Here is an 18,285-nt window from a genome sequence, read left to right as displayed (position 1 = left end):
CCCTACGACATCCCCAAGGGGAGAGCGAAAGCAACAGAGGCGACGACCTTACACCGGCACCACCAGCCGCCGATAAAGATGCCATGTCGCGTGCCCGAGCACGGGCAGCGTCACGATCAGCCCGAGAAAATACGGCAGCGCCGAGACGATCAGCAGCATCACGATCACGGCAGCCCACGAGATCATCGGCAGCGGGCTGGTCACCACCGCACGCACGCTCGTCACCATGGCGGTGACGAAATCGACCTCGCGGTCGAGCAGCAACGGAAACGACACCACCGTCAGCGAGAACAGGATCAGCGAGAGCGCGGCGCCGACCGCGTTGCCGATGGCGAGGAACAACAGGCCTTCATTCGTGGTCAGCACCACCGTCATGAATTCCTGAAGACTCGAGAACGAAGCATGCAGGCCGAGCAGCAGCGCGATCAGGAGCCGCACCTGGTACATCCAGATCACGAACACGAACAGCGTGACGAAGCCCATCCAGCCGATCTCGCTGCGCGCGCGTATCGCCGACCAGATCGCGGCGAAGGAGACCGGCTCGCCGCGCTCGCGGCGACGGCTGATTTCGTAAAGGCCGATCGCCACGAACGGCCCGATCAACGCGAAGCCTGCCGCCAGGGGATAGACGAGATAGACCATGCCGAAGGCGGTGAGGCACAGCATGATGGCGATGCCACCGCCTGCGTAGAGCGCGCCGAAGCAGAGCCCGTAGAGCGGCAGCGCCTGGAAATCACGCAAACCCTCGACCAGCGCCTCGGCGATGTCGGTCGCCGCCACCGGCCGCACCACTGGATCGACTTTCCCCGAGATCGACATTCGGCTTCCTCCTCGTCGCCGGCACGATCTCCGTCGTGCGCGACCTCGATATTAGCGCCCTCGCCGCCTGCGCGCACGCGCGAGTTGATTGCGGGATGACGGTATCCCGGGAGCCCCGACGCCAGTCCTACAGGGCCCCGCGGGCGAACCTTCCGGGACTCAAACATGATGTGCGCGGCCGAAATCTTTCCCCGCGGGAGCTTTTTCGGCGCGATGGCTATGGACTGAGCGGAGGGTGGTGCCGCAGATTGCATGCTCGAACCAGCACGCGCGATGACCAGATTGGACCGCCCGACCGATGAGCTTGCGTACCCGGCTACTGATACTCGTCATCGCGGCCATGCTGGTGCCGGCCATCCTCGTCGGGCTGCGTTTCGTGCAGAACCGGAGCAGCGAAATCAACGCGGCCCTGGCCAATCTGGCCGCATCGGCCGACAACATTGCAAGCGATCTGGACGAGAAGATTCAGGGCACCGCCCAGCTTCACTATGGTCTGGCCCGTGCACGCGATCTCGACACGCGCGACAAGGCGGCGTGCTCGGCGTTCCTGTCGGAAGTGCGCGAGGAATACCCACAGTTCACCGGGATATTGACCATCGATCCCGACGGTAGCCTGTTCTGCGATTCGCTGCGGACCAACCGCACGCTCGACCTCCGGGATCGCGCCTATTTCAAGCAGGCCCTGGCGTCGCGCGGCATCGCGCTCGAGCCGGTATTCGGCCGGCTGACCGGAATATCGGTGCTCCAGATCGCATACCCGGTGCGATCGGACGCAGGCGCCTTGAAATTGATCCTGCTCGCGTCGTTCAACCTGCGCAAATTCGCGGAGCATCACCACAAGCGGCTGCTCGCCGAGAAGGAGATCCTGCTCATCGACGGCAAGGGCACCGTCCTCGTCGCTCCCTCGGGAGGAGGCTGGACGGAGCCCGTCGGCGCATCGATTGCGGGATCCGACCTGTTCCGCTTCGCGACGGATCCTGATCGGAAGACGTTTCAGGAAGTGACCGATCGCGAGGGCCGCACGCAGGTCTGGGCCGTAGCCCGCTCGCCTTCGACCCGCGATGCCGGCCTCTACATCATGGTCGGACGGTCCAAGGACGGACTGGTCGCGGCGGCAAATCGCCGGCTCTACGAGGATATGGCGATGCTCGCGGTGGCCTCGCTGCTGCTGCTCGCGGCCGTCTGGATCCTTGCAACCGTGAGCGTCGGGCGCCAGGTCGGACGTCTCGCCACCATGGCGAAGAAACTTGGGCTCGGAGATCTCAGCGCGCGAATTCCGCCGCCCCACCCGGGCGGCGAGCTGGGCCGATTGATGACGCTGCTCAACGGCACCGCCGAGTCGCTCGAGCAGCAACGCGCCGCCATCGCCGACCTCAGCCACAAGCTCAGCCAATCCCAGAAGATGGAAGCCATGGGCCAGCTCACCGGCGGCGTGGCGCACGACTTCAACAACCTCCTGACCGTCATTCTCGGCAATTCGGAGCATCTTGCCGACAGGCTGGCCGGCAACAAGGAATTGCACCGGATCGCCAACGACATCGCGACCGCCGCCGAGCGGGGCTCCGACCTGACGCGGAGCCTGCTCGCCTTTGCGCGCAAGCAGCCGCTCCGGCCGCGAGACATCGACATCGCCGGGAAGATTCGCGAGATGGAGCAGCTGTTGCGCCGCCCCCTGGGCGAGCACATCGAATGCACCTTCGTGCTCGAACCGGATGTGTGGCTGACCAGCGTCGATCCCGGCCAGCTGACAACTGCGCTGCTCAATCTCGTGCTCAACGCGCGCGACGTCATGCCGCTCGGCGGCAAGCTGACGATCGAGGCGCGCAACACCTCGCTCGGTGAATCCGACCTGGACGTCAACGGCGAGCCGCGGCCGGGCGACTACGTCATGGTGGCCGTGGCTGACACCGGCAGCGGAATGACCGCCGAGGTGGCGAGCCGGGCGTTCGAGCCGTTCTTCACCACCAAAGAGGTCGGCAAGGGCACCGGGCTCGGCCTGAGCATGGTCTACGGATTTGTACGGCAATCCGGCGGCGTCGTGCAGATGCAATCCGAACCGGGACAAGGCAGCGTCGTCAGGCTGTTCTTTCCCCGCCTTGCAACGCCGCCAAACGAGCATCCGTCACCCGCGGAACGGATCGTCGCTCCCAGCGGAAGCGAGACCATTCTTGTCGTCGAGGACGACGACATGGTTCGGGCTTATGTCGAGAACGAGCTGAAGACGCTCGGCTATCGTGTCATCACGGCGTCGAACGGCCCCGCGGCTCTCGCATTGTTGCGGTGCCCCGGCGACATCGACCTGCTGTTCACCGACGTCGTGATGCCGGGCGGCATGTTCGGGCAGGAGCTTGCCAGGCAAGCGACCGGCCTGCGGCCCGGGCTCAAGGTGCTCTTCACCTCGGGCTACACCCAAAATCCCGTCAAGACGCCCGACGGGGTCGACGACGCACGCATTCTGACCAAGCCGTTCCGGCGGCAGGATCTTGCCGCGATGCTGCGGTCTGCCCTGTCGGGCACGGCGCGATAAGCTCGCGCCGCAGGATCTTGCCCGTCAGGAGCGCGACGCGAGTAGAAGCGCCACGCCAAGGTTGGCCACGAACAAAGCCGCGTCGATGACGAAGATCCTCAGCATCGGGCCCTTCAGCACGGGCCAGTAAGCCACGCCGACACGTCCTCCGCGCATCAGGACCGGAAGGTTATAGGCGAACTGGCTGAAGTGGCAGGCGGCGAAGAACAGGAACAGCGCGAGCTGCGCCTCGACCGGCTGGAAGAAGGCCGGACGAGCGGCCAGAAGATAGAACGACAAAAGCCCGATCGGCAGATTCATCCCGCCCAGGAACGCCACGCTCGCCGCCAGGGTCGGCGCGATCGGATTGCTGCGCTCTTCGCGCGGCAGGAGTATCTTCAGCGTGTTGCGCTGGGCGACGCTGAACTGGATGAAGGCGCCGCCGAACCAGAGCGTGTTGAGGAGCAGGACGAAATCCGAAAGGTGCATGATCATTTTCCGTAGAAGGCTTCGCTGCGCGCCACACGGCCCGCATCGTCGAAATCCATGAACTCGCTGGCGCGCGTGTCGCCGAGCTGCCACCACACGGTCAGGCGCGCGATCGCCTCGTCCCAGCTCCAGCTCTGGATCTTCAGGTCGGCGCTTTCGATGTGGCCATAGGCCTCGCGCCAATAGGCCCGGATGTTCTCGGCGCCGGTGACGACCGGAGAACCGGTCAGCGTCAACGCCAGAGGACTGCGCATCTGCGCATTGTCGGCAAAATGCGCGACGACCGCGTCGATGTCGACCCGGCACCAGCTCGCACACCATGCCGCGACAAAGCGCTCAGCGGCTGCGCGATCCATTCTCCATCCGCTCATGGCGGAACCCTCCCCTGGCTCGTTGGTCAGGAAAGTGGCAAAGCTCGCCCCTCATGTCAACTATGTTGACTTGACGGATCGTCAGTTGTTGTCGGCGATCGCCCCCATGACGGCCATCCATGCCGCCGCACCCGACGCCCCGGCGCGATCGAACGCCTCGCGTAGGACCTTGCGTTCGTGGTCCGATGCCTTTTGCTCGATGCGTTGCCCAGCGCCCGTCAGGCGCAGCAGCTTGGAGCGATGCTGCTCGGGTGCTCGCTTCGACGTCAGGAGCTTGCGATCCAGCAGCAGGTTGAGCGGCCTGTTCAGGGCCTGCTTGGAGATGCCGAGGATCTCGATCAGCGAGCCGATCGCGATATCGGGCCGGCGCGCCACCACGTAGAGGATACGATGGTGCGGACGCGACAGGCCCTGCTTCGCAAGATATTCGTCGGCCTCGAGCGTCATCCCGCGCCAACCGTAATACATGAGCTCCAGCGCCGCATCCAGTTCGTGCAGCTTCGCAAGTGAGGCGCGGTGAAGCCCCGCGGCTTGAGACGTCTTTGGCATTGGCTGATTACGCTGAATTGGAAGACTTTAACCTCGCGCCCGCAGCTCGCGCCGCAGCACCTTTCCCGTGGCCGTCATCGGCAGCGTCTCCGCGAACGCGACGAAGCGCGGATATTCGTGGGCGGCGAGTTGCACCTTCACGAATTCCTGGATCTCGCGCGCAAGCGTGTCGCTCGCTGCAAAGCCGGGACGCAGCACGATCCAGGCCTTGATCGATTCTGTTCGGATCGGATCGGGGATGCCGACCACCGCCGCCATCGCAACCGAGGGATGCTTCATCAGCGTGTGCTCGATCTCGGACGGACCGACGCGATAGCCAGCGGTGGTAATAACGTCGTCCTCGCGACTGACGTACCAGAAATAGCCGTCCTCATCCTGAATACCGAGATCGCCGGTCAGCAGGAACTCGCCGGCATATTTCTTCGTCGTCGCGTCCGGATTGCGCCAGTACTCGATCATCGTGCACGGGCATGGCTGCCGCACGCCGATGATGCCGCGCTGCCCCGTGGGCAGCTCCTCGCCCTTGTCGTCGACGATGCGGACGTCGAAGCCCGGCGTCGCCTTGCCCATCGAACCCGGGCGGATCGGAAACAGGTTGGAGTTGCTGCCGATCACGAGGTTGCACTCGGTCTGGCCAAACACTTCATGCGCATCGATGCCAAAAGTCTCGCGCACCCAGCCCAGCAGCTCGCCGCCGAGTGATTCACCGCCGGTGAAAATGCTGCGCAGCTTGACGCCCGGATGCTTCACGCCAGCCTGCCGCATCAGCTTCAGCGCCGTCGGCGGCAGGAAGACGTTGCGGACACCGAGGTCGGCCATCATCTCCATCGCCGCCTGCGGCTCGAATTTTCGCGCGCGATGCCCCACCAGCGGAATGCCGTGGTACCAGAATGCGAACAGGCCGTTGACGAGGCCGCCGATCCACGCCCAGTCCGCCGGCGTCCACATCAGATCGCCGGGGCGCGGCAGGAAGTTGTGGCACATCTCGACATTCGGCAGGTGGCCGAGCACGACGCGATGCGCATGCAGCGCGCCCTTCGGATTGCCTGTCGTGCCCGATGTGTAGATGATCAGGGCGGGATCGTCGGCCGCGGTGTCGACGGTCGCAAAGTCCTCGGACGCGGTTTCGATCGCCGACCAGAACGGTTTTGCGCCGGCGTGCACGGCGCCGCTCGTGATATAGATGTCCTGCAAATAGGGCAGCCGATCGCGGATCTTCGTGAGCTTCTCCCAGCCCGCCTCATCAGTGATGATCGCCTTCGCCTGCGAGTTCGACAGCCGAAATTCCAGCGCGTCCTCGCCGAACAGCGCGAACAGCGGGATCGAGATCAGCCCGGAGCGGAACGCGGCCATATGCGCGATCGGCAATTCGAGAGACTGCGAAAGGAACACCGCAACGCAGTCGCCGCGCACGAGCCCGTCCGCCTTCAGCACATTGGCGAAGCGCCGCGACATCTCCGCGACCTCGTCGAAGGAGGTGCGCGTGGTCGCGCCGTTCTCGTCGACATAGACCAGCGCAAGGCGGCCGGTGCCATCGGCATGGCGGTCGCAGCACGCCTCCGCCATGTTGAAGCGTGCCGGAATGTCCCAGCGGAAATTGCGGTAGAGCTCGTCGTAGGTCTTGGCTTCGGTCAGCATGGGCTTGGATCGTTTCCCGTACTCTCAGCGTCATAGCCGGGCTCGTCCCGACCATCCACGTTCTTCTTGCTTGGCAACCACTTTAAGCGCGTGGGTGCCCGGAACAAGCCCGGGCATGACGATGCGGAGGCATCCCCTAACGGCGCACCGTCTGGAAGAATTTCCTGACGTCGCCAACATACAGCTCCGGCTGCTCGAATGCGGCGAAATGCCCGCCCTTCCCCATCTCGCTCCAGTGCATGATGTTGGGAAAGTTCGGCTCCATCCAGCGCCTGACCGGCGTGATGATCTCCTTGGGGAACACGGCGACGCCGGTCGGCACCTTCACGACCGGGGTTGTTCGGCGCCTGCCGAAACTCTCCCAGTAGAGCCGTGCGGAGGAGGTCGCCGTCTCCGTCACCCAATAGAGCATGACGTTGTCGAGCAGCTCGTCCTTGTCAAAAATGTTTTCGGGATGGCCGTTGCAATCGGTCCAGGCCCAGAATTTTTCCAGAATCCAGGCCGCCTGCCCGCTCGGCGAATCCGTCAGGCCATAGCCGAGCGTCTGCGGGCGCGTCGACTGCTGTTTGGAATAGCCGGAATCGAGATCGACGTAATGCTTGAGGCCGGCGAGTGCCCGCTTCTCCTCCGCCGTCGGCTCGCCCTCGACCTTTGGCGCCGCGTTGAAGGCGAGCGTGATGTGGATGCCGGCGCAATGCTCGGCGTCCTGCGCGCCCAGCGATGTCGTCACCGCAGAACCCCAGTCGCCGCCCTGCGCACCGTAACGCGCGTAACCGAGCCGATCCATCAGCTTCGCCCAGGTCGCGGCGATGCGGTCGACGCCCCAGCCGGTGGTCTTTGGCTTGGCGGAGAAGCCAAAGCCCGGCAGCGACGGACACACCACATGAAACGCATCCGCAGGATTGCCGCCATGCGCGGCAGGATCGACCAGCGGCGCGATCACTTTCTGGAATTCGACGATGGAGCCGGGCCAGCCATGGGTGATGATCAGCGGCAGCGCCGACGGCTCCTTCGAGCGCGCGTGGATGAAGTGGACGTCGAGCCCGTCGATCTCGGTGGTGAACTGCTCGAAGCGGTTGAGCTTCGCCTCACGCGCCCGCCAGTCGTAGCCATCAGCCCAATAGGCGCAGATCTCCCGGATCCACTTCAGCGGCGCGCCCTGGCTCCAGTCGTCGACGAGTTCCGCCTCCGGCCAGCGCGTACGGGCGAGACGCGATTTGAGGTCGGAGAGAATGTCGTCGTTGATGGCGATGCGAAACGGTTTGATGGCGCCGGTCATCGGTTGCCCTCCGATTGTTTGTGCCGAAAGACTAGACCGAATGAACGCGGCAACAAAGGTGCCCATCCTCCTCTCGAGGGGGAGGATCGGTTTGCATGGAGCAAAGCGACATGCGAACCGAGGTGGGGTGACAGTCTCTCCACACAAGCGGTGCCCGAGTGGAGAGATCACCCCACCCCGCTCGCGCTTCGCGCAATCGCGCCTCCCCCTCCAGGGCCCTCCAGGGGAGGGTAAGAGTTCAGCCCGTCAGTGCCGCCTTCACCAGGCCGCTGGCCTTGCCGAAATCCATCTGGCCGGCGTACTTCGCGCGCAACACCGCGATCACCTTGCCCATGTCCTTCATGCCGGCGGCGCCCGTTTCGGCGATCGCATCCGAAATCGCTTTCTTCACCTCGTCATCCGACATCTGCTTCGGCAAGTACGCCGAGATCACTGCGATCTCCTCGCGCTCCTGGGCTGCGAGCTCGGCACGGCCGCCCTTGTCGTAGAGTTCGACCGATTCCTGGCGCTGCTTGATCATCTTCTGAAAGACGCCGAGCAGGTCGGAATCGCTCAGCGGCGGCTTGCCACTGCCGCGGGCCTCGATGTCGGCGTTCTTGATGGTCGAGTTGACCATGCGCAGCGTGGACAGCTTGCGCTCGTCCTTGGCCTTCATGGCCTCCTTGACCGCATTGTTGATGTCGTCGCGCAGCATGATCGTGATCCCTTCGAATATCCGACGCCTGATCTAGGCCGTTCGCGGCCCCGAGACAACCGGGGTTCCCAGCCATTCGACCAGCGCCCGCGTCGTCGCCTCGGGCTGCTCCGGTTGCGGCAGGTGTCCGCAATTCTTCAGAACAACCAGCTTCGCGCCGGCAATGCCCTCCGCCATCTCCCTTGAGAACGCGTTGGGGATCGTGTTGTCCTGATCGCCCGTCAGAACCAGCGTCGGGCATTTGATCGTGGCGAGCGTCGGCCGTGAATCCACTCGTGCAATGATCGCGGTCTGCTGGCGGAGATAACCCTCGACACCGACGTCGTCGCCCTGCTCATGCACGAGCTGGCGAATGCCGGCATCGTCGCGGCGCGAGGGATGTACCAGTTCGGGAAACATCTCCTCGCGTGCCGCGCGCAGCTCGCCGCGCCTTGCGCGTTCCATCAGGCCGCGGCGGCGCGCGGTGGCCTCAGGCGTGTCGGGCCGCGCCTGGGTGTTGATCAGCGCGAGCTTCGAAACCCGCTCGGGCGCCTGGCGCATGATCTCGAGCGCGATGTAGCCCCCCATGGAGTGGCCGGCGAGCGCGAAGCGCGGCGGGGCCTCGCTCAGCACGCGGGCCGCGATCGCCGCCATGCTGTCATCGCGGATATGGTTGGCAATCATCACCGGCCCGAACCGCCAGAGCGCGGGGATGACCGGGGCGTAGATCCGGGCCGAGGAGGCCAGCCCCGGAATCAGCAGAAGCGGGGTGGTCTGATCCATTATTGCCTCGCAAGCCCCGGAAAATGCCGGAAATTATTCTGCCAAGCTTAAGTGCCTGAGGGGACCTGTCAAATATGCAAAAACGCATGTGAATCGGCGCTTCTCCGCTTTGACGGCGGCGCCGGCCCGGACTATGAACCGGGCTCATGACACAACATGACAACGATCCCGCTTGGCCGGACCACAAACCGACCGCGCTCCTCGTGCTCGCCGATGGCACTGTGCTGGAAGGCTTCGGTCTCGGCGCCGAAGGCCACGCCGTCGGTGAGGTCTGCTTCAACACCGCGATGACCGGCTATGAGGAGATCCTCACCGATCCCTCCTATGCCGGCCAGCTCATCACCTTCACCTTCCCGCATATCGGCAATGTCGGTACCAACGACGAGGACATCGAGACGGTGAACATGGCCGCGACGCCCGGCGCGCGCGGCGTGATCCTGCGCACCGCGATCACCGATCCCTCGAACTACCGCGCCACCAAGCACCTCGACCAGTGGCTGAAGGCACGCGGCATCATCGGCCTTTCCGGCATCGATACCCGCGCGCTGACCGCGCTGATCCGCTCGAAGGGCATGCCCAACGCCGTGATCGCGCATTCCAAGACCGGCGAGTTCGACCTGCATGGCCTGAAGGAAGAAGCGCGCGAATGGCCGGGCCTCGAGGGCATGGACCTCGTGCCAATGGTCACCTCCGGCCAGCGCTTCACCTGGGACGAGACGCCCTGGCTGTGGGACAAGGGCTTTGGCCGACAAGAGAAGCCGGAGTTCAACGTCGTCGCCATCGACTACGGCATCAAGCGCAACATCCTGCGCCTGCTCGCCGGCGTCGGCTGCAAGGTCACGGTGGTGCCGGCGACGACCTCGTCCGAAGACATTCTGGCGATGAAGCCGGATGGCGTGTTCCTGTCCAACGGTCCGGGCGATCCGGCCGCGACCGGCAAATATGCGGTGCCTGTCATCAAGGACGTCATCAAGTCGGGCACGCCGACATTCGGGATTTGCCTCGGCCACCAGATGCTCGGCCTCGCCGTCGGCGCCAAGACCAAGAAGATGCATCAGGGCCATCACGGCGCCAATCATCCCGTGAAGGACGAGACCACCGGCAAGGTCGAGATCACGTCGATGAACCACGGTTTTGCCGTGGACGAGGCGACGCTGCCGAAGGGCGCGACGCAGACCCACATCTCGCTGTTCGACGGCTCCAATTGCGGCATCCAGCTCGACGGCAAGCCGGTGTTCTCGGTGCAGTACCACCCCGAGGCCTCGCCCGGTCCGCGCGACTCGCACTACCTGTTTCAGCGCTTCGCCGATCTGATGCGGCAGAAGAAGAGCGCGTAACGCTGGCTCTCCTGCAACTGCCTCGACGACATCGAGCCCGGGCCTTGACCCGGGCTCTTGTCATTCCGGGCTCGCCGCTGCGGTTCGCCCGGACGCGAGGAACGTCGTCTCACGCCCCTCGTTGATTCCTGCTACGCTCACGCAGGAGCCCTGCCATGTCCGCCGTCCGCGACAATGCCGAGCCACTCGCCATCGTGTTCGAAGATGACGGGCTCGTGCCGAACAACATCCTTCCCTTCCTGGTCTATCAGGGTGCGGTGAAGCTCGATTCCGGGCGTCCCGAGGAGACCATCGAAAACCTGTTCGAAGCGAATGGCTGGGGCGGCACGTGGCGCAACGGCGTCTACGACTATCTGCACTATCACGCGACGGTGCATGAGGCGCTCGGCGTCGCGCGCGGAAGTGCTCGCGTGCGCTTCGGCGGCGATCATGGCCAGGAGCTGGAGATCAGGGCGGGCGACGTCGCGATCCTGCCGGCCGGCACTGGACATCAGTGCATCAGGGCGAGCGACGATTTCTGCATCATCGGCGCCTATCCGCCGGGATCGAAGATGGTGGTGACGCGGGCAACGCCAGCGAACCACGCCAGGGCACTGAAGACGATTCCCGAGGTCGCGCTGCCGCCAGCCGATCCGGTGACGGGCAGGGATGGAGCTTTGATGAGGCTGTGGCGGTAGCGACAAGCGCGGCGCTGTAGGGTGGGCAAAGCGGAGCGTGCCCACCAATATTAGCCGCAAGGATAGATGGTGGGCACGGCGCTTGCGCGCCTTTGCCCACCCTACGGCAGGGTACCCCTACGCCTCGTTGCCGCCTTCCTGGCGGGTGGCCTCGAACAGGAACCACGTCCGGCGCTCGGTCTCGTCGATGAAGTTTTCGAGGATGCTGGCGCTGGCGACGTCGCCGGCGTCGTCGCAGACGTCGTGCGCCTTGCGCATCGCAGCCGCGACGTGCTTGTTGTCCTGCATCAGCTCCCGCAGCATCTCGCGTGGCGGGACGTAGTCCTCGTTGTTGTCCTTGATGGTCTGGAGCTTTGCGACCTGGCCGATCGACTTCAGCGTGGCGCCGCCGATCTTACGGACGCGCTCGGCGAGCTGGTCGGTGGTGGCGAAGATCTGGTCGGACTGCTCGTCGAGCAGCAGATGATAGTCGCGGAAATGCCGGCCGCTGATGTGCCAGTGGAAATTCTTGGTCTTCAGATAGAGCGCGAATGCGTCGGCCAGAAGCGCGTTGAGCGCCTCAGAGACCTTCTTGACCCCATCGGGCGACAGATCGGTGGGGGTATCGAGATCGGGCGAGACCTTGGTGGGGGCTTTGCTCACGGGAAACCTTCCTGTTAGGACGCGGACATTGACGGCGCGCCGCCGCACCCCTAACGCAGGCGGGCAGCGCCGGTTCCTTGACAGGAACCGTTTGGCCGGGACCTACGAAATACCATGGACGATTGGATCGATTACTACGACTCCACGCATACGATCTATGTCAGCAAGCTGCATCGCGATTTGCACTTCCAGATCATCGCGCGGGACATCATCGGCTACATCGCATCGCCCGAGGCGACGGTGCTCGACTATGCCTGCGGCGAGGCGCTGTCGGCGAGCCAGGTCGCCGCGGCCTGCGGCAAGCTGATTCTCGCTGAGCCGGCCCCCGGCGTGCGCGGCCGGCTGATCGCGCGCTTTGCCCCGAATACAAAAATCCGGGTCCGCTCGCTCGATGACGTCCGCAAGATGCAGGATCAATCCATCGACCTCGTCGTGATGAACTCGGTCGCGCAATATATGGCGCCGGACGAGCTCGATGCCGCGCTGATCAATATCCGGCGATTGCTGACCCCGTCCGGCAAGCTCGTGCTCGGAGATATCTTGCAGCCCAACGTGGGCATGTTCAGGGATGTGATGGCGCTACTCAGCTTCGGCCTGCGACACGGCTTCCTGAAGGACGCGCTGGTCGGGCTGATCAGCACTGCGCTGTCAGATTACCGTCATCTCCGCACGCGCATCGGGCTTCAGCGCTATAGCGAGGACGAGATCGTCGCCAAGCTGACCGCAGCCGGTTTCGCGGTCCAGCGCGCCCACACCAATATCGGCCATAATCGCTGGCGCATGACCTTCATGGCGCGGCCGCCTCTGGTTCGTTAAGCATAACGATTGGCCGAGGTGGCTTGTCACACGCCAATCGGTAAAGATCGCCGCGGCCCGGTGGCGGAAGCGTCTACGCGAGGGCGGTGCAACGCTCTTCATCCTGGTTCAAATCCAGGCCGGGTCTCCAGCCTTCGCGGCTGACGCCGCTTCGGCCAGGCGAGCCCTTTCGTCGCGAAGGCTGCATCGACGAAGCCCGAAGGGCGAAGTCGGGCGTGGCGTACAATCGTCTCAGCTTCAACCCGCAACAGTCACATCGCACTCGGCGATGAGCTGAAGCCGGTCGGCATCCTTGGCCGCGGAGCTGAGTACAGCATCGAGCAGCCCCGGAAAGCGTGCATCCAGATCCTCGCGGCGCAGCCGCATGAAGCGATTGGTTCCCGCCACGCGCGTCAGCATCAGGCCGCATTCGCGCAGCTTGGCGAAGTGGTAGGCGAGGTTGGATTTGCCGGAAAGGCCGCTGAAGTCGCCGCAGCAGAGTTCGCTGCTGACACGTTCCTGCTGGGCGAGCTGATAGACGATGGCCAACCGGATCGGATCGCTGAGGCAATCCAGAACCATCGGCAGCTCGATCTGCTCGCGGGTGGGATGGAGAGGTGCGCGGCTCATGACCCGGGGAATCATAGCAAAGCGGCCGCAATGTTCAATAGTTCTTGAACCAATTGACTCATCTGGCTCGCACGTTCAATAGTTCAATAAACGTTGAACATAGGGATATTGTCCAATGAGCGTGTTCTGGCTGGCCCTCTCGGCCTTCGCGATCGGCACCGAAGGCTTTGTCATTGCAGGACTTTTGCCGTCGATCGCCTCTGATCTCACGATTTCCGTCTCGGCCGCCGGCCAATTGGTCACCGCCTACGCCCTCACCTATGCCGTGGGCTCGCCGATCCTGGCGGTGACGCTGAACAACATCGACCGCCGCACCGTGCTGGCGCTGGCGCTGTCCACCTTCATCGCGGGAAACCTCGCTGCCATGGTGGCCTCGAACTACGCCCTGCTGCTGGCCTCGCGCATGTTGATGGCTCTGGGCTCCGGGTTGTGCATGCCGACGGCGCTCGCCGTGTCGGTCGCCGTCGCCGCGCCCGAACGGCGCGGCCGCGCGGTGGCGCTGGTCACCTCGGGGCTCACGGTTGCGACCGTCATCGGCGTTCCCCTCGGCAATCTCGTTGGCAGCCTGCTCGGCTGGCGCGCGACCTTTGCCATGGTGGCCCTGATCGGCACGGTTGCACTTGCCGGCCTGCTGCTTGGCCTGCCCCGCGGCCTGCCCCGCAACACCGCCTCGCTCGGCGAGCGGCTGGCGGTGGCGCGTCACGGCCATGTCTTGATCGCGCTTCTGATCACGATTTTATGGGGGCTCGGCGGCTTCACCGTGTTCACCTATTTCGCAGTCCCGCTGCGCAGCCTCGGCTTCGACGCCGCGCAGATCAGCCTCGCGCTGCTGGTGTTCGGCGGCGCCGCCGCGATCGGGAACATGCTGGGCGGTGTCCTGGCCGACCGGCTCGGGACGTTCGCCACCGCAGGCCTCGGGCTCGCCGGCATGGCGAGCGCCCTGATCCTGCATTCGCTGGTCCTGAAGTTGATGCCCGGACAGGCTCATTATGCGGTGCTCGGCGCGATCTTCCTCTGGGGCATCTCGGGCTGGGCGTTCTATCCAGCCCAGATCGCCAGCATCATCCGGATTGAGCCGCAGGCCTCGATGATCGCACTCTCGCTCAACGCCTCTTCAATGTATCTCGGCTTTGCCATCGGCGGTGCCCTGGGCGGCGCGGTGCTGGCCACCCTCTCGCCAAACGACCTCGGCTGGATCGGCGGATCGAGCGTTGCGGCCTCGCTTCTGGTGCATCTCGCCCGTGGCTGGCACGCACGGCCAAAACCCGTCAAAATTGCCGGTTGATGGGCGTTTTTCGGGGTTTCGCCGCCCCGGAATCTGGTCTAAGACCCACCCGCGCGCGAGGGAGACCCCCGCGCTCTCGGCTCAGGGACGCGCGGCAAGCGCGCCCTTTTTTTGTGCCCAAAATCCAGTCCGGCGAGAGTTGATGCCCAAACGTACAGACATCACCACCATCCTGATCATCGGCGCCGGTCCCATCGTGATCGGCCAGGCCTGCGAGTTCGACTATTCGGGCACCCAGGCGGTGAAGACGTTGAAGGAAGAGGGCTATCGCATCGTCCTCGTCAATTCCAATCCGGCCACCATCATGACCGACCCGGAATTGGCCGACGCGACCTATATCGAGCCGATCACGCCGGAAATCGTCGCCAAGATCATCGAGAAGGAACGTCACGTCATTCCCGGCGGCTTTGCGCTGCTGCCGACCATGGGCGGGCAGACCGCGCTGAACTGCGCGCTGTCGCTGCGCCGGCAAGGCACGCTGGAAAAGTTCGACGTCGAGATGATCGGCGCCACCGCGGATGCGATCGACAAGGCCGAGGATCGCCAGCTCTTCCGCAACGCCATGGAGAAGATCGGGCTCCAGACGCCGAAATCGCGGCTCGCCAACGCCTCCGAGCTGAAGAAGTCCTTCCGCGACAAGTACCAGGCGGAGCGCGCGAAGGCGTCCGGTGCGGAGCTTGCAGAACTCGAGCGGCAGTGGACGCTGGGCGAAAGCGACCGCCGCAAGCGCTATCAGGAATACGCGCTCGGCCAGGCGCTGATGGCACTGTCCGAGATCGGCCTGCCCGCAATCATCCGCCCCTCATTCACGATGGGCGGCACCGGCGGCGGCATTGCCTACAACAAGGAAGAGTTCCTCGACATCATCGAGCGCGGTCTCGACGCGTCTCCGACCAACGAAGTGCTGATCGAAGAATCCGTGCTCGGCTGGAAAGAGTACGAGATGGAGGTCGTGCGCGACAAGAAAGACAATTGCATCATCGTCTGCTCGATCGAGAACCTCGATCCGATGGGCGTGCACACGGGCGACTCCATCACGGTCGCGCCGGCGCTGACGCTGACCGACAAGGAATATCAGATCATGCGCGACGCCTCACTGGCGGTGCTGCGCGAGATCGGCGTCGAGACCGGCGGCTCCAACGTGCAGTTCGGCGTCAATCCCGAAGACGGCCGCATGGTCGTGATCGAGATGAATCCGCGCGTGTCGCGTTCGTCCGCACTGGCCTCGAAGGCTACCGGCTTTCCGATCGCCAAGGTCGCCGCCAAGCTCGCGGTCGGCTACACGCTGGACGAAATCGCCAACGACATCACCGGCGGCGCCACGCCGGCCTCGTTCGAGCCCACCATCGACTACGTCGTCACCAAGATTCCGCGCTTCGCCTTCGAGAAATTTCCGGGCGCATCGACCACGCTGACCACGTCGATGAAGTCGGTCGGCGAAGTGATGGCGATCGGCCGTACCTTCCAGGAGAGCCTGCAGAAGGCACTGCGCGGGCTGGAGACCGGTCTCACGGGGCTCGACGAGATCGAGATCGAGGGGCTGGGCCAGCACGACGACAAGAACGCGATCCGTGCCGCGCTCGGCACGCCGACGCCGAACCGGCTGCTCCAGGTCGCGCAGGCGATGCGGCTCGGCTGGACCAACGATGAGATCTTCAACTCCTGCAAGATCGATCCGTGGTTCCTCAGCGAGATGCGGGGCATCGTCGACATGGAGGAGAAGGTCCGGAAGAACGGCCTGCCGGGCAACGCCTTCGGCATGCGCACGCTCAAGGCCATGGGCTTCTCCGATGCCCGGCTCGCTGTGCTCGCCGAGACGACGGAAGCTGACGTGACGGCGAAGCGCCACGCGCTCGGTGTCCGCCCTGTCTACAAGCGCATCGACACCTGCGCGGCCGAGTTCGCGTCGCCGACCGCCTACATGTATTCGACCTATGAGGCGCCGTTTGCGGGCGCGCCCGCGGACGAGAGCACGCCGTCGGACAAGAAGAAGGTCATCATCCTCGGCGGCGGGCCCAATCGTATCGGCCAGGGCATCGAGTTCGACTATTGCTGCTGTCACGCTTGCTTCGCACTGCATGACGCCGGCTACGAATCCATCATGGTCAACTGCAACCCCGAGACGGTGTCGACCGACTATGACACCGCCGACCGGCTCTATTTCGAGCCGCTCACCGCCGAAGACGTGCTGGAGATCATCGCGAAGGAGCGCACCAACGGCACGCTGCATGGCGTGATCGTGCAATTCGGCGGCCAGACCCCGCTGAAGCTGGCGCGTGCGCTGGAAGCTGCCGAGGTGCCGATCCTCGGCACCTCGCCCGACGCCATCGACCTTGCCGAAGACCGCGACCGCTTCAAGCGCGTGCTCGACAAGCTCCGGCTGAAGCAGCCGAAGAACGGCATCGCCTATTCGGTCGAGCAAGCGCGCCTGGTCGCAACTGATCTCGGCCTGCCGCTGGTGGTGCGCCCGTCCTACGTACTCGGCGGCCGCGCGATGCAGATCATCCGCGAGGAGAACCAGCTCAGCGACTATTTGCTCGGCACGCTGCCGGAGCTGGTGCCGGCCGACGTCAAGGCGCGCTACCCGAACGACAAGACCGGGCAGATCAACACCGTGCTCGGCAAGAACCCGCTGCTGTTCGACCGCTATCTGTCCGATGCAACGGAGATCGACGTCGACTGCCTCTGCGACGGCAAGGACACCTTCATCGTCGGCATCATGGAGCACATCGAGGAAGCCGGCATCCATTCCGGCGATAGCGCCTGCTCGCTGCCGCCGCACTCGCTCGATACCAGGATGATCGAGGAACTGGAGCGGCAGACGCGTGAGCTGGCGCTCGGCCTCGACGTCGTCGGCCTGATGAATGTGCAGTATGCGATCAAGGACGGCGAGATCTACGTGCTCGAAGTCAACCCGCGCGCCTCGCGCACGGTGCCCTTCGTCGCCAAGGTGGTCGGCACGGCGGTCGCCAAGATCGCGGCGCGCATCATGGCCGGCGAGAAGCTCGCGGACTTCAAGCTGAAGAAGGCGGACTTCAAGCATGTCGGCGTCAAGGAATCGGTGTTTCCGTTCGCGCGCTTCCCCGGCGTCGACACGGTGCTTGGCCCCGAGATGCGCTCGACCGGCGAGGTCATGGGCATCGACAGCTCCTTCGCGGTGGCATTTGCCAAGAGCCAGCTCGGCGGCGGCACGCGGGTGCCGCGCAAGGGCACGGTGTTCGTCTCGGTTCGCGAGAGCGACAAGACGCGCATCGCCGAGGCCGTTCGCGAATTGCATTCGCTCGGCTTCAAGGTGCTGGCGACATCGGGCACGGCGCGCTTCCTGACCGACCAGGGCATCCCGACCGAGAAGGTAAACAAGGTGCTGGAGGGACGGCCGCACATCGTCGATGCCATCACCAATGGCGACGTCCAGCTCGTCCTTAACACCACCGAAGGCCCGCAGGCGCTCGCCGACAGCCGTTCGCTGCGGCGCGCGGCCCTCTTGCATAAAGTGCCGTATTACACCACTCTTTCCGGGGCCGTGGCGGCCGCGCAGGGCATCCGCGCCTATCTGGGCGGGGACCTTGAGGTTCGTACCCTGCAGAGCTACTTTTCGGGAACCTGATCGCTAGCGGTGGCGAAGCCCCCGCTAAGTGATTGGCAATGAAGCCAGAATGGCCGGAGGAACTGCCCGGCCATTGTGGTTGTTCTGTTCCGTTGCCAAGCCCATATCTGTCGGCTTCCGGCGGCCCATGCGTTGGGCTCCAAAAGACTGACGAATCAAGGTTGCGGCGCCCATCCGCGTTCTGGGGCGCACGATCGAAGGACGA

The 18,285-nt window shown here is 64.5% G+C and carries 16 protein-coding genes and 1 tRNA gene; 7 read left to right on the top strand and 10 right to left on the bottom strand.

Annotation, left to right across the window (positions count from 1 at the left end; translation table 11 throughout):
- Positions 1–48: 48 nt before the first annotated feature.
- Complete coding sequence (locus JQ627_RS11635) at positions 49–819, bottom strand: DUF2189 domain-containing protein (protein ID WP_212484348.1); 771 nt, start codon at positions 817–819, stop codon at positions 49–51.
- Positions 820–1,117: 298 nt separating this feature from the next.
- Here JQ627_RS11635 and JQ627_RS11630 point away from each other — a divergent pair, with 298 nt between their 5' ends.
- Positions 1,118–3,346, top strand: coding sequence for an ATP-binding protein (locus JQ627_RS11630; RefSeq protein ID WP_212484347.1), 2,229 nt, complete (start codon positions 1,118–1,120; stop codon positions 3,344–3,346).
- Between the two features lie 24 nt (positions 3,347–3,370).
- Here JQ627_RS11630 and JQ627_RS11625 read toward each other — a convergent pair whose 3' ends face one another.
- The 7 genes from JQ627_RS11625 to JQ627_RS11595 all read right to left on the bottom strand — a co-directional run bounded on the left by JQ627_RS11625 (position 3,371) and on the right by JQ627_RS11595 (position 9,107).
- Positions 3,371–3,814: a hypothetical protein gene (locus tag JQ627_RS11625; RefSeq protein ID WP_212484346.1), complete on the bottom strand. Its 444-nt coding sequence runs from the start codon at positions 3,812–3,814 to the stop codon at positions 3,371–3,373.
- Positions 3,815–3,816: 2 nt separating this feature from the next.
- Positions 3,817–4,185, bottom strand: a complete 369-nt coding sequence (locus tag JQ627_RS11620; protein ID WP_212484345.1) for a nuclear transport factor 2 family protein — start codon at positions 4,183–4,185, stop codon at positions 3,817–3,819.
- An 81-nt stretch (positions 4,186–4,266) separates the two neighbouring features.
- Positions 4,267–4,734, bottom strand: a complete 468-nt coding sequence (locus tag JQ627_RS11615) for a MarR family transcriptional regulator (protein ID WP_212484344.1) — start codon at positions 4,732–4,734, stop codon at positions 4,267–4,269.
- Positions 4,735–4,761: 27 nt separating this feature from the next.
- Positions 4,762–6,372, bottom strand: a complete 1,611-nt coding sequence (locus JQ627_RS11610; RefSeq protein ID WP_212484343.1) for an acyl-CoA synthetase — start codon at positions 6,370–6,372, stop codon at positions 4,762–4,764.
- Positions 6,373–6,508: 136 nt separating this feature from the next.
- Entirely contained in the window at positions 6,509–7,651 is a 1,143-nt protein-coding gene (locus JQ627_RS11605; protein WP_212484342.1) for an epoxide hydrolase family protein, read from the bottom strand.
- Between the two features lie 238 nt (positions 7,652–7,889).
- The gene (locus JQ627_RS11600; protein WP_212484341.1) at positions 7,890–8,345 is read right to left on the bottom strand and encodes a GatB/YqeY domain-containing protein; all 456 of its coding nucleotides are present in this window, start codon (positions 8,343–8,345) and stop codon (positions 7,890–7,892) included.
- A gap of 33 nt (positions 8,346–8,378) precedes the next feature.
- Positions 8,379–9,107, bottom strand: coding sequence for an alpha/beta fold hydrolase (locus JQ627_RS11595; protein WP_212484340.1), 729 nt, complete (start codon positions 9,105–9,107; stop codon positions 8,379–8,381).
- A gap of 146 nt (positions 9,108–9,253) precedes the next feature.
- On the opposite strand from JQ627_RS11595, the gene carA reads away from it, so the two are divergent.
- Together carA and JQ627_RS11585 are read left to right on the top strand one after the other, a co-directional pair.
- Positions 9,254–10,444, top strand: coding sequence for a glutamine-hydrolyzing carbamoyl-phosphate synthase small subunit (gene carA, locus JQ627_RS11590; protein ID WP_212484339.1), 1,191 nt, complete (start codon positions 9,254–9,256; stop codon positions 10,442–10,444).
- A 155-nt stretch (positions 10,445–10,599) separates the two neighbouring features.
- Positions 10,600–11,121 (top strand): hypothetical protein, encoded by a 522-nt coding sequence (locus JQ627_RS11585; RefSeq protein WP_212484338.1) that lies wholly within the window; start codon positions 10,600–10,602, stop codon positions 11,119–11,121.
- Between the two features lie 117 nt (positions 11,122–11,238).
- Here the strand turns inward: JQ627_RS11585 and JQ627_RS11580 are convergent, their stop codons facing one another.
- The gene (locus JQ627_RS11580) at positions 11,239–11,763 is read right to left on the bottom strand and encodes a Dps family protein (RefSeq protein ID WP_212484337.1); all 525 of its coding nucleotides are present in this window, start codon (positions 11,761–11,763) and stop codon (positions 11,239–11,241) included.
- A gap of 114 nt (positions 11,764–11,877) precedes the next feature.
- On the opposite strand from JQ627_RS11580, the gene JQ627_RS11575 reads away from it, so the two are divergent.
- Positions 11,878–12,579, top strand: a complete 702-nt coding sequence (locus JQ627_RS11575; protein WP_212484336.1) for a class I SAM-dependent methyltransferase — start codon at positions 11,878–11,880, stop codon at positions 12,577–12,579.
- Positions 12,580–12,633: 54 nt separating this feature from the next.
- Positions 12,634–12,709, top strand: a tRNA-OTHER gene (locus tag JQ627_RS11570).
- Positions 12,710–12,816: 107 nt separating this feature from the next.
- Here the strand turns inward: JQ627_RS11570 and JQ627_RS11565 are convergent.
- Positions 12,817–13,188 (bottom strand): helix-turn-helix transcriptional regulator, encoded by a 372-nt coding sequence (locus tag JQ627_RS11565; RefSeq protein ID WP_212484473.1) that lies wholly within the window; start codon positions 13,186–13,188, stop codon positions 12,817–12,819.
- A gap of 115 nt (positions 13,189–13,303) precedes the next feature.
- On the opposite strand from JQ627_RS11565, the gene JQ627_RS11560 reads away from it, so the two are divergent.
- Positions 13,304–14,473 (top strand): MFS transporter, encoded by a 1,170-nt coding sequence (locus JQ627_RS11560; protein WP_212484335.1) that lies wholly within the window; start codon positions 13,304–13,306, stop codon positions 14,471–14,473.
- A 142-nt stretch (positions 14,474–14,615) separates the two neighbouring features.
- The gene (carB, locus tag JQ627_RS11555) at positions 14,616–18,080 is read left to right on the top strand and encodes a carbamoyl-phosphate synthase large subunit (protein ID WP_212484334.1); all 3,465 of its coding nucleotides are present in this window, start codon (positions 14,616–14,618) and stop codon (positions 18,078–18,080) included.
- Positions 18,081–18,285: the final 205 nt, after the last annotated feature.

It is taken from the genome of Bradyrhizobium liaoningense (assembly GCF_018130785.1).
Classification (GTDB): Bacteria; Pseudomonadota; Alphaproteobacteria; order Rhizobiales; family Xanthobacteraceae; genus Bradyrhizobium; species Bradyrhizobium liaoningense_A.
The sequence above is the reverse complement of the archived record's forward strand: the minus strand, read 5'-3'. Positions and strand labels throughout refer to the sequence as shown.